Origin of the sequence: Streptomyces sp. NPDC093984, from assembly GCF_044764595.1 — a bacterium.
GTDB classification, from domain to species: Bacteria; Actinomycetota; Actinomycetes; order Streptomycetales; family Streptomycetaceae; genus Streptomyces; species Streptomyces cynarae.
Window position 1 is genome coordinate 1 of record NZ_JBIWIM010000041.1, and the last position, 11,059, is coordinate 11,059.

Consider the following 11,059-nt stretch of genomic DNA (forward strand, 5'->3'; position numbering starts at 1 on the left):
CCCTTCCTCTATGCCCCACCAGCCCACAAGTCACTCGATCCAGGACCCCGTTCGAACCAGACCGAGCGCACGACCGGATAGAGAACGGCCAGTTAACCTCGGCCAAGTTACCTTTATTTGTTAGGGCGTTGGATGAGCATGAGTGGCGGTTCCATGATCGGCTGTGAGCCGTTACCGTACGGCCCATGCTGACCTGGTCTCGACAGAAGAAGCTCGCAGGCTGTCACCTGAAGCGAACGCACTTGGAAGAAATCCATGACAAGGCGACAGCCGGCTACTCGCAGCCTGTCGTCACCTCCTGGGAAGGCGCTGGCTGGGTGCGGAGCCGGGGGTGACAGTCCGCTTCGATAGCCTGCGGCGGTGGCCGATGATTCGTTGAAGTTCTTGATCGATGCCGATCACGGGCAGTTCTATGTCCAAGACCTTGAGCCCTATGACGCGTGGATGGCTGAACACGCGATGGACCCGGAGCTGCCGCCAGCCGGCTGGACCGACGAAGCAGTCCACGTTCACCGCATCGGGGTGGAACCGCACTCGATCTCCGTCGGCACCGCACGGGATGACATGGTCGAATCGCTGATCACCGTGCATGTGTCCGCGCCATTGATCGAGCTGACGGCCGTGCACATCGTGGAGGTGGACCTGGATGCCCCGACGGGCCAACTCGCCGTGTCCAGCCCAGGAGTCCACCCAGAGGACGGGCCAGGCATGACCGTTCCCGCCGGGCTGTTGCGAGCCCGGGTCTCCTACGTCCCCTCTGACCCACCCGCGGTCGACACCAACGGCGGCCCCGGCGATCACTTCCTCTATCGGATCGACCTCTGGCCCGCCGACCAAGCGCGCGGGCTTGTCGTCCTCAAACAGGGACCGAACCCCTGGGCCGGATAGGTGGTCCGCGCCGTCGACAATGCCGAGCAGAACAGCTGCCACGCAGCCCGCGATGACGCTCGCCCACATCCTTCTCGGCATAGTCGCGGTCTCGGCATAGGCCGATGCAGAGCAGGTCGACGCGGCCGTATCGGGCAATGCTCTTGGTGAGCTGATGCCGCCGCAGCGGCAGCACGGTGCCCGACGGCTTACTCGGCCTGCCCGGCTTCTGCCTGGCCTTGGACTGGTGTGGCCGTCTGCTCGGCCGCACCGGGGGCGGTGTAGAAGACGGAGCTGCCCTGTTTGGTCCGCTGGGCCTGGTTCTTGGCGACGAGTCCTTCGAGGGTGGTACGCACGACGGTGGCCTTGATGCCTCGCTCGGGATGCGCCTGGCCGAGCGCGGTGGCGACTTCGGCCGCGGAGCGCGGTTCGCTCTGTTCGGTGAGGTGGCTGCGGACGAGTTCGACCAGCGTGGGCTGGGCCGTCTTCGCGGCTGCAGCCTTGTTCGTGGGTTTCTTGGCTGCTGGCTTCTTGCTGGTCGTGGCGTCCTGTGTGCCGGCTGCCTTCTTGGCGCGCGTCCGTTTGCCCGCGGCGGGCTCAGCAGCGGCCTTCTTGCGCGGAGCAGGCACCGTGGCGCTGCTCGGGGCGGCTGCGGGCTGAACCGGTGTCGGCGAAAGCCCAAGGACTTGCTGCACCTGGATCAGCACGGAGTGGTCATGCTGCAGTGCGGCCAGCTGCTCCTGTAGCGCGGCAATCTCCGCACTGATGCGTTCCTGCTCCTTAGCGTTGCGTTCGAGGTCGCTGATCACCTGTGCGGCGTACTGCGATGTCAGTTCACTGCCGGCAGTCGTGATGGACATGGGGCGACTCCTTCTCTCGGTTTCCTGGCCGTGCGTTCAGCACCTGTGGTGCGGGCGCAGAGAGCCAAGCGCCTGTGTTCTCGGGCTGGGATCCGAGCGGCAGCGGAGATGACTGCTGCGCGTTGCCCGGCGTAGAGATAGTACGGATGGGTGGAGTCTTTTGTTCTTCTTGAGTGATGTCTATTTCTCAACCTGAGCTTCATGGTTCCAATGAATGGGGCTGCCTGGGCGTGCAGCGGGATGACTTCAGGCCTGTTGGTGGGGGAGTTGCCACAAGACTTCGTCGGTGTCTTGGTTGTGACGCCAGGCGGCCAGAGCGTGGCTGCACGTCAGCCGGTCCAGCAGTTCCGCGGTCTGGTGGGGTGAGTGTCCGCACAGGCGGGCGAGGACGTCCATGCCGGTGCTGTGGTGGACCTGGGCAGAGGTGTGCGCGGCCAGCACGAGCGCGGTCAGCCGCAGGGCATGTGGTGCGGTGGGCGGCACGAGCAGCGGCGCGGGACGCAGTGCCCAGTGCGCGGCACGGCGGCGCGCGCTGCGACCGGGAGCCTGGTCCAGGACCGCGGCATCCAGCAGCCGCACCTTCAGGTGGGTCGGCTTGAGATCCGGCATCTCGAGCCAGCCGCTGTGAGCGAGTTCTTCCCACAGTTCCCTGCGCATGCGCAGGCGCATGCCGCCCAGCAGACCTGCTGGCAGTCCGACCTGACCGCGGGTGTCGGTCCGCAGGGCGCACTGCAGGGCCAGCAGTCTGGCGGCAGGTGAGGTGAAGCGGGGCAGTGCGGAGGCGAGGTAGGTGAGCATCTCCCGCACACGTACTCGCTGGTCGAATCCGGACTCGGGGCTGTTGCGTGGGGGAGTCGACGGGCGGTGGGAAGGATGTGACTGGAAACGGCCGACCAGCGTGTCCGGCACGACGGCGGTATGACTCGTCGCCGCGGCGCAGGCTGCACAGGTGTCGGCCAGGCGCCAGGTGCGGCCGCCGCGGTCTCGGGTGAGGGCGAGCAGTACCGGCCCTGCGCATCCGCGGTGACGCGGATGCCAGCAGCAGCCCTGTGCCCGGCACTGGCAGGTGCGCAGATGTCCCGGCAGTACGTCGGTGCGGGCGTGGCAGGCCAGATGCGCCAGGGCGGCGGATCGCGCAGAGCTTGCCTTGAGGGGAGGGGTGTGGGCGGTGCAGTGCGGGCAGACGAGGCTTGGTCCGCCCGCCCGCGGGCGGAGCTCCACCGTCCAGATACGCCGCACCGCGGCATGCGCGTCGGCCAGCCTCATCGGCCTGTCGTCCTCCCATCTGTCCGTGCTGTGATGGCGGATGCCCTGCAAGAGGGCGTCCGGTACGGCCGCACCGTAGTGCAGAGTCCTGCACTGCGAACGTCACCCTTCCTCCAGGCAAATAGTGCAGAAGTCTGCACTGGCAGGGCAGGGTCCTGCACCGTCGGATGGTGGGGTGACGATCTTGCCGCCCGATCCCGACCTCGCCGCGCTGCGCGTAGAACTCGCGCGCCTGCGAGGTGAACGCGGCTGGACCTTCGACGAACTCGCCGACCGCAGCGGCCTGGCCCGGCGCACCCTCATCGACCTCGAACACGGCCGCACCACCGGCAGCATCACCACCTGGCACACCCTCGCCCACACCTTCGACGTGCCCATCGAGCAACTCCTTGGCGCGCTCTGCGACGACCACACCCCACCCGGGCCGAAGGCCACCTGAGCCCTTCCGCCGCCGGCCGCCCGCCGCGCACGAATCATCCGAACCGGCGAGCCGCACGCGAAAACCCGTACGTTCACTCGTGCGCTCGTTCGCCCCTGCTGGGCCGTTCGCAGGACAGTCCTCTCGCCGATTCAGCCACCACGGCGCGCCCCCTGGCATGGTCCCCGGCATGTGCCCCAACACTGCCCAGGCAGGCTGTCACTGGGACGGCAGCCCCCGCCACCGACGACACCCCCGCCCGCTGCGGGTGGCCGCGACCAGCCCCAGCCGCCTGCTGCGCGCCGGCCAGAGCAGCCGCTGCCGCCGATGCGGTAACCCCATCGACCTCTACCAGCGCGCCGACCAGCGCCCCATCGCCTTCCATCCCGCCGAACTGCCCGTCGCGCACGTTCCGGACGCCTGCCGCTGGCACCTCAGCAGCGGCTTCGCCCACCCCCACGGCGACGGCAGCCCCTGGTGCCGCATCCCCCACACCGTGCTCTGCCCAGGTAGCACGCCCACGGCCCGCATCGGCCTGCACCTTCAGGCCGTACGCCGCCACCTCGCCGTCCGAACCCGCCACCTCGCCGTCCGAACCCGCCACCTGATTAACACCGGCGCCTTCACCGCCGCCCCGCCCACCGATAACGCACCCGCTGTCAGCGCCTCCGAGCCCGCCCGCCCTATCGTGCAGATGCTCCTGAGCCGCTATCTCGCCGACAGCCCTCTCGAGCACATTCGCTGCGTGGCCCAGACTCGCCACCGCAACCGCTGCACGAATCCCGTCCTAGCTCCGACCCACCTCGACGGAGGAGTCTGGAGACTGCTGCCCGCCGAATCCGAAGGCGATCAACTCGCTCTGCTCGACACACAGATGGCCGTCTACGACCTCAGTCACCTGCCCTACACCGAACAGACGCGCTGGCGCACCCAGCGCTGCCCCGCACACCCCGCAACCGACGGTGCCGCCGATCTCGCTCTGGCCGGCTGGCAGATCTTCGACCCCCTCCTGCACGCGGCACACATCCGCACCCGCCTGCCCCACGCTCCGGCCAATCATCCCCGGAACGGGTGACGATGCCGCACCACGCCCTGGAAATCCTGCTGACCCGGCCCCTTGCCGCGGACGAACTCCGCCACGCTGCCCGTATCTGGCCGCTCGCGGCCAACCACGACGCCACCCGCCTGATGGCCCTCATGGGCGCCAAAACCCCGGACCGAGCCGCCCACCGCCTGCGCCGCCGCCTGAAAGCCGCCCGGCTTCCCATCGACGTGATCACCACCCACTATCCGGATGCCAACGGCCAGGTCCTGCTCAATGTCGCTTTTTCACCAGCAGCTCAGTCCGTCCTCGAGTGCGCAACGCGCCGCAGAGGACAGACACCGGAGCGCTTCGTTCAGGTGGCCCTCCACCGAGCCCTGGCCGAACACGCCGACCAGGAGGCCGACCGTCTCGATAAGGCAGTGCGCCAGCTCCTCGCCCACACCACCCCTGCGTACTTGTTGTCCGCCGTCGGACACGCGCTCACCCGGCTCCCCGAAGGACCCATGCCTTGAACCCCACCGACGAACAGACCGCAGCAGCCGACGCCTTCAACGCCGGCGACCACCTGGCCCTGCAAGCCGGCGCAGGGTCCGGGAAAACCACCACCCTCGCCCTGCTTGCCCGCACCACCAAACGCCGCGGCCGCTACCTCGCCTACAACCGGGCCATCGCGCAGGACGCGACCGCCCGCTTCCCGTCAAACGTCCAGTGCAGGACCGCCCACGCCCTCGCCTACGCTGCTGTCGGCCACCACTACGCCCGCCGCCTGAACGCACCCCGCCGCCCCGCCTGGCAGACCGGACACGCCCTCGGCATCACCAAAGACATCCGCATCGGCGACCGCGACCTGTCACAAAAGGCACTCTCCAACACCACCCTGCGCACCGTCGCTCGCTTCTGCCACACCGCCGACGAAGAGATCACACGCCACCACGTCCCGCACCTGCGCGGCCTGGAAGACAAAGACCTGCACGCCGAACTCGCCGCCCACATCGTCCCCTTCGCCCGCAAAGCCTGGGCGGACCTGCAAAACCCCGACGACGGCTGTGCCCGCTTTGACCACGACCACTACTTGAAAATCTGGGCCCTCACCGGTCCCAGACTCCCCGCGGACTTCCTCCTCCTGGACGAAGCCCAGGACACCAACCCCGTCGTCGAACAGGTCTTTCTCGACCAGCGCGGTCACGCCCAGCTGGTGATGGTCGGCGACTCGGCCCAGGCCATCTACCAGTGGCGCGGCGCCAAAGACGTCATGACCGGCTTCGATGGCACTCACCTTGCCCTGTCGCAGTCCTTCCGCTTCGGCCCCCAGCTCGCCCAGGAGGCCAACCGCTGGCTGCGCATCGCAGGCGCTCCTATCCGCCTGTCCGGCACGCCGACCGTGCCCACAGAACTCGGCCCCGTCGCCTGTCCTGACGCCGTCCTGTGCCGTACCAACGTCGGCGCCATGACCCAGGTCATGGCCCTGATTTCCGCGGAACGCCGGGTCGCTCTGGCCGGCGGAGGGGAAAGCCTGCGGGCCCTTGCACTGGCCGCCCGCGACCTGAAGGAAGGCCGCCGCACCAGCCACCCCGAACTTCTTCTCTTCCCAACCTGGGGAGAGCTGCAGGACTACGCTGCCCACGACCCGGCCGGACGCGACTTGCAGCCGCTGGTTGACCTCATCGACAAGCACGGCACTGACGCCATCCTCGAGGCGCTTTCTCGACTTGCTCCCGAGCAGCAGGCCGAGGTGACCGTCTCGACCGCGCACAAGGCCAAGGGGCGCGAATGGCCCTGCGTGACGATCGCAGATGACTTCACCCCGCCGAAGGACAGCGATCAAGAAGATGACAACGGATGCCCTGTTCCCGGACCGATCGATGACAGTGAGGCCCGCCTCGCCTACGTAGCCGTCACCCGCACCCGCCAGCGATTGGACATGGGTGGCCTGTCCTGGATCGACCACCACCCGGACGGAAACCTGGCCTGATGATGCACAGCCCGCATTGGGCGAATTTCCCGAACGACAGCGGTTCAACTCTTCTCATCGGGCGCGCCCTCTGGCCCAAATGAACTACTCGATCTTCCCGCTCTGCATCAGAGGTCTTCGTCTTCGATGGGTTCGGGTTCGCGGATGTAGGCGAGGTCGAGGACGTAGCGTTCGGTGACGGGGCAGTTGTTCCAGGCTTGGGTGAGCCAGCCGTCGGGGGAGTCGTCGGTGAGTTGGGTGAGGGTGGTGTCGTAGTAGTCGGCGGTGGCTTGGCGGTTGGTCCACCAGGCGTGGCCTTCGTAGACGCCGGGGCGGGGCAGGGTCATTTCGCCTGCGGGGCCGAGGCTGAGCTGGTTGATGACGAGGATGCCGGTCTCGGATTCGATGCTGATGTCGATGTGGCCTTCGGCGTCGGCGGGTGGGGTGGGTGGGGTGTCCCAGAGGCGGATGGTGACGTCGACGTCGATGTCGGGTTGGAGGCTGCGCAGGTACAGGTGGTAGCCGTTGCCGGCTACCACCTGTGTGCGGGCGGCTTTCATGGCGTCGTCGTCGCCGAGGTAGGCGTCCGCGTCGTAGATCTCCACGACGCGGCGGCCGGGTGTGGCCTTGCAGCTGTATTCGGCGAGGAGTGCCATGGGTGGCTTGCCTTTCCTGCTAGTTGGTGATCTTGACGTAGAAGGGGTCGCCGTCGAGCATGCGGTTGAGGGTGTACATCTCGTCGAGCCTGCGGCCGCCGGCCTCATTGTCGTCGCCCTCGATCAGGCGGACGGAGAACCGGTTGTCGCCCTTCGTGGATCCTTCCTTGGTGGAGGCGAAGGGGTACTCGTCACATTGAAGGTCAGTGCCGGCGTAGTTTCCCCACACCTTCTCGCATTCCTTGATCGAGCGGTCCCGGTTGGCCTTCTGTTTGTCCTTGTTGATCAGCCGGTGCAGGGGCTCTTTCGCGCCCGGGACAGTCTTGCCGGGCCAGGAGGGGAAGGTGCGCTCAGGGCGGTTCTGGGCGTCGTAGATGTGCAGTGCGCTTTCCTTGACCGCCGGGTCTTTCTGGCTCATGACGAGCTCCACCCGCGCCTGGGTGAAGACGGTGCCCTTGAACTTGCCGGCGACCTTCCCGGCGTAGTCGTAGCGGACGTTGGGGTGGTAGGCGTCAACGCCGTCGGTGTAGGGGGCGGCGTTGGGTGAGGCGACGCTCAGGTCCATGGACACGGTGGAGTAGACGCGCTGCTGGTTGCCCTGGTCGAACAGGGGTCCCTTGTCGGGGGAGGTGTAGGTGAGGCTCCACTGTGGTGTGCGGTCCCACTCGCCGAGCAGTTCGTCACGAGCGGCGGTCTGCGGCGCGGTCACCTGGGGATCGGGGTCGCTGCTGGAGGCGTCGATGCTGTGACGGAAGTGCTGGCCGACGCTCCATTTGGTGGCGTCCTCGGTGGGGGCGGCCTGCACGCGGATGTTCTCGATGCTGGCGACGTAGTCGACACGGCGGCTGCCGTCGTAGGAGAAGCCGAGGATCCACATGTCGAACCACAGCCGGCCTATGGCGGTGGTGCCGTTCTTGTCGCGCAGGACCAGATCGTAGGGCCGTTTCTGGCAGCTTTCGAAACGGGACTTGATCCAACCGGTCACGGTGTTGGCCTGCGTAGCGTGGGCGGCGCATTGCTGGCGCAGGTCCTGCTGGTCGTCCGGTGCGGCAACTGCGCGCGGCGCGGAAAGGTGCGAGCCGTGCTTGCGCGCGTAGTCGGCGAGCGGGATGGGATGGTCAAGTCCGCGCAGCTGCCCGGCGGGGACCGAGGAAGCGTCGACGAACGCGCCCGGCTCGGGGGCCTGTGCGGTGGCCGGTGCGGGACGGGCGGCGGTGGTGGCCGCGGTGAGCAGCATCAGGGCGGCAGCGGTGGCGGCGCCGCGGGCACAACGTGCCACTGCTGTACGGGTCTTCACCTGGAAACTCCTTGCGGGCATACCGGGCTGGGCGCCATCTGCTGCTGGGGCCGGGGGACAGCGGTCACGAGGCGTCGCACAGATCACCCCAGCAGGCATCCAGCAGCGCGCCCGTACGCGCGGAGTAGCGGGCGGTGAAGCCGTCGAAGCGCTGGTCGGTGCGCTGCAGCCCAGGTGTCGAACCGGTAGAGGTCACCGTCCAGGCAGCGTCGCTACCGGCGGCGCGAACGCGTGCCTTCGGTCCTGCGGGCGCGGTGGGCGGGGTGAGGGTGAGCGTGTCGGCGGGGACTTCGAAGGCGGCCGCGGCCTGGGCGCGGATGTCGGCGGCCCAAACGACGGCGCTGCCCGTGGTGTCCTCAAGGCCGCTACTGGCAGGCGGCAAGGCCGCGGCATTGCAGACCCGGACGGTAACCACGCAGTCGGCGAGGCCGGGCACGGTCGCCAGGCAGCTGTCCGGGTCGTTTTCCAGGCAGCTCTGAAGAGCCTGCTGGTCCACGCCGTTGAACGTGCCGGTAAGGCTGTCGACGCCCGAGCGGCGGGCCGGGGCGGGAGACGTCGCATCCGTTGAGGCGAGGGCGGCTGCCTGCCGACGGGGCTTGGAGACCGTCCACTGCATGAAGTTCGTGGCATCGGCGAGCTTGGTAGTGAAGCAGCTCGGCGGCTTGTAAGTGGCGCTGCACGCGGGAAGCGTGACGGACTTGGCCACGTTGCGGGTGGCCACCTGCTTCCACGCCTTGTTCTCGCCCATGAACTGCATCCGGTCCGCGATCGACGGGATGTTGATGTAAGTGGGGCCGGTCACCTCCAGGCCGACGTCGATGCGGTTGGGATTACCCCGCGGCACCTTGAGCTGGCTGGTGGTGGAGCCCACCTTGTTGAAGTCGTACAGCACGTCCCACTGGTTGCCGCTGTCCTGGCGGACGGTCATGTAGGTGTGGTTGCGGTTGTCCGGCTTGGTCGGGTTCACGCCGGCCGTGATCGCCTTCGTGCGTCCTCCGCTGGTGGTCAGTTCCGACCAGCGCGGCCCGTAGGTGGACGTGGTCTTGCCTGTCTTCTGCGCGTACAGGCCGATCTCAATGTTGGCGGCGAGCGGGCTGCTTTCGGTGTTCGGCGTGACCCGCAAGTAGTTGGACGCCTGCACCGTTGCGCTGCCGGTGTCGGTCTGGTCGAAGGTGATCGGCACGTTGCGCCAGGTCGCGAAGCCGCCGATCATCGGCTCACCCGGCTGGCTGCAGGTCATGGCCCAGAAGGTGATGCGTGCGTTGTAGAGGATGCCGCAGGCATCGTTGGGCGGAGCAGCACTGGCCGGCGGCACCGTGCCGAGAATGGTGAGTGCGGTGGCTCCAGCGCACGCCAAAGCCAAGAATCTCGCGCGTGAACGCGACAAGGTTCCCCCAAGAAACGATCAAGTGTGGTCACCGGGGAAACTACCGCCACACCCTCAACGCCTATCCGCTCATAGGATGAGTTGGCTCGATATCCACGCGTGATCCCCGTCACCCCAGCAGTGCGATGCCACGCGACGTCCGTGCCCCTTCGCGCCGGACCCGGCGCGGTAGTACCGCAGCCAGGTAGGGGAGTATCTGCTCAGCTACCACCTGCTCGTGAGAGGTCGTCATGCATTCCATGCGCTACGCCGTGCCGTCTGTCCTGTTCGCCTGTGTGGTGCTGGCTGGCTGCTCCCCTGCCTCATCGGGCAGTGGCTCGGGCTCGTCTGGAGGAGAGAGCCCGGCGGCTGGCGCCTCGGCGGCGGCGTCGGCGAGCGACGCGTCGGTGCATACGATCCCCATCGGGGCCGGCCCGCAGTCGACGTACTCCGTCCAGCAGCAGCCTCCGGCGGGCAGTTGCCACTACCGGTATGAGAAGGGCGAGCCGCTTCCGGACCCGAAGTGCACTCCGGGCGCGACCTCACCGGCCGTCACCCAGGCCAACCTGAAGTCGACGATCTGCCGCAAGGGCGGCTACACGAAGGGAATCCGGCCGCCCGTCTCGGTCACGAGCAAGGAGAAGAAGCTGAATGCGGCTTCCTACGGCTACACCGGCCGTCTGGGGGACGCCGAGTATGATCATCTTCTGAGCCTTCAGCTTGGCGGCGACCCCAACGATCCCAGGAACCTCTGGGTAGAGCCGGCTGACCCCGGTCACCAGTCCGGTGGCGGGATCAACAACAGGAAGGACCCGGTGGAGACGAAGCTGCACACGGCGGTCTGCGACGGCAAGGTCACCCTCGCTGCTGCCCAGCAGGCCATCGCCACCGATTGGACCACTGCGTTGTCCAAGCTGGGCCTGAGCTGACCCGCCGGGCGAGCCGAACACCACCGTGCTCCGACCTCTGTTGCAATCGTGCGGGCGGGGCTGCCCGGGAGCGCTGACGGGTGGCGAAGAAGCGGATCGGCGTGCTCAAGGCGAGCAGGCATTGGCGTGAGTCCTGAACGGCTTCAGGTCCCCATGGGGGCGGTGGTCGCGAGCATAAGCCAGTAGCTCGTCGTCGCCATGGCCGACCGGCCACCGGTTCGCCGACCGCACCTGCACCACGCACGCCACCGTCCACGCACTGCTGGAAGCGGGACACAGCTGCCGCACAATCCAGCGGCAGCTCCGCGTGACTACTGAGGTTTTCGGCCTAGGGTGACGGTGATCTCGCTGGTGGGTGTATCCCTGGGGGATGCGGTATCCCGATGGGGGTGGCCTCACCGCGG

At 67.6% G+C, this 11,059-nt stretch carries 11 protein-coding genes; 6 read left to right on the forward strand and 5 right to left on the reverse strand.

What is annotated here, in order from left to right; translation table 11 throughout:
* Positions 1–360 precede the first annotated feature (360 nt).
* Positions 361–888, forward strand: a complete 528-nt coding sequence (locus ACIRC0_RS39460) for a hypothetical protein (RefSeq protein ID WP_403626904.1) — start codon at positions 361–363, stop codon at positions 886–888.
* Between the two features lie 188 nt (positions 889–1,076).
* Here ACIRC0_RS39460 and ACIRC0_RS39465 read toward each other — a convergent pair whose 3' ends face one another.
* Together ACIRC0_RS39465 and ACIRC0_RS39470 are read right to left on the reverse strand one after the other, a co-directional pair.
* A complete protein-coding gene (locus tag ACIRC0_RS39465) occupies positions 1,077–1,727 on the reverse strand; it encodes a hypothetical protein (protein ID WP_403626907.1) in 651 nt (216 codons plus the stop codon).
* A gap of 246 nt (positions 1,728–1,973) precedes the next feature.
* The gene (locus tag ACIRC0_RS39470; RefSeq protein ID WP_403626909.1) at positions 1,974–2,993 is read right to left on the reverse strand and encodes a hypothetical protein; all 1,020 of its coding nucleotides are present in this window, start codon (positions 2,991–2,993) and stop codon (positions 1,974–1,976) included.
* 175 nt (positions 2,994–3,168) lie between these two features.
* Between ACIRC0_RS39470 and ACIRC0_RS39475 the strand changes: the two genes are divergently transcribed.
* The 4 genes from ACIRC0_RS39475 to ACIRC0_RS39490 all read left to right on the forward strand — a co-directional run bounded on the left by ACIRC0_RS39475 (position 3,169) and on the right by ACIRC0_RS39490 (position 6,428).
* The gene (locus tag ACIRC0_RS39475; protein ID WP_403626912.1) at positions 3,169–3,432 is read left to right on the forward strand and encodes a helix-turn-helix transcriptional regulator; all 264 of its coding nucleotides are present in this window, start codon (positions 3,169–3,171) and stop codon (positions 3,430–3,432) included.
* Positions 3,433–3,601: 169 nt separating this feature from the next.
* Entirely contained in the window at positions 3,602–4,486 is an 885-nt protein-coding gene (locus tag ACIRC0_RS39480) for a DUF6083 domain-containing protein (protein WP_403626915.1), read from the forward strand.
* Between the two features lie 2 nt (positions 4,487–4,488).
* Complete coding sequence (locus tag ACIRC0_RS39485; protein WP_403626918.1) at positions 4,489–4,968, forward strand: hypothetical protein; 480 nt, start codon at positions 4,489–4,491, stop codon at positions 4,966–4,968.
* Positions 4,965–6,428, forward strand: coding sequence for a UvrD-helicase domain-containing protein (locus ACIRC0_RS39490; RefSeq protein WP_403626921.1), 1,464 nt, complete (start codon positions 4,965–4,967; stop codon positions 6,426–6,428). Before ACIRC0_RS39485 ends, ACIRC0_RS39490 begins: the two co-directional genes overlap by 4 nt.
* Positions 6,429–6,535: 107 nt before the next feature.
* Here ACIRC0_RS39490 and ACIRC0_RS39495 read toward each other — a convergent pair whose 3' ends face one another.
* The 3 genes from ACIRC0_RS39495 to ACIRC0_RS39505 all read right to left on the reverse strand — a co-directional run bounded on the left by ACIRC0_RS39495 (position 6,536) and on the right by ACIRC0_RS39505 (position 9,675).
* Positions 6,536–7,063, reverse strand: a complete 528-nt coding sequence (locus tag ACIRC0_RS39495) for a hypothetical protein (protein ID WP_403626924.1) — start codon at positions 7,061–7,063, stop codon at positions 6,536–6,538.
* 19 nt (positions 7,064–7,082) lie between these two features.
* On the reverse strand, positions 7,083–8,360 hold the full coding sequence (locus ACIRC0_RS39500; protein ID WP_403626927.1) for a NucA/NucB deoxyribonuclease domain-containing protein: 1,278 nt from the start codon (positions 8,358–8,360) through the stop codon (positions 7,083–7,085).
* 64 nt (positions 8,361–8,424) lie between these two features.
* Positions 8,425–9,675, reverse strand: coding sequence for a hypothetical protein (locus tag ACIRC0_RS39505; RefSeq protein WP_403626930.1), 1,251 nt, complete (start codon positions 9,673–9,675; stop codon positions 8,425–8,427).
* 302 nt (positions 9,676–9,977) lie between these two features.
* On the opposite strand from ACIRC0_RS39505, the gene ACIRC0_RS39510 reads away from it, so the two are divergent.
* A complete protein-coding gene (locus tag ACIRC0_RS39510; protein WP_403626933.1) occupies positions 9,978–10,655 on the forward strand; it encodes a hypothetical protein in 678 nt (225 codons plus the stop codon).
* Positions 10,656–11,059 lie beyond the last annotated feature (404 nt).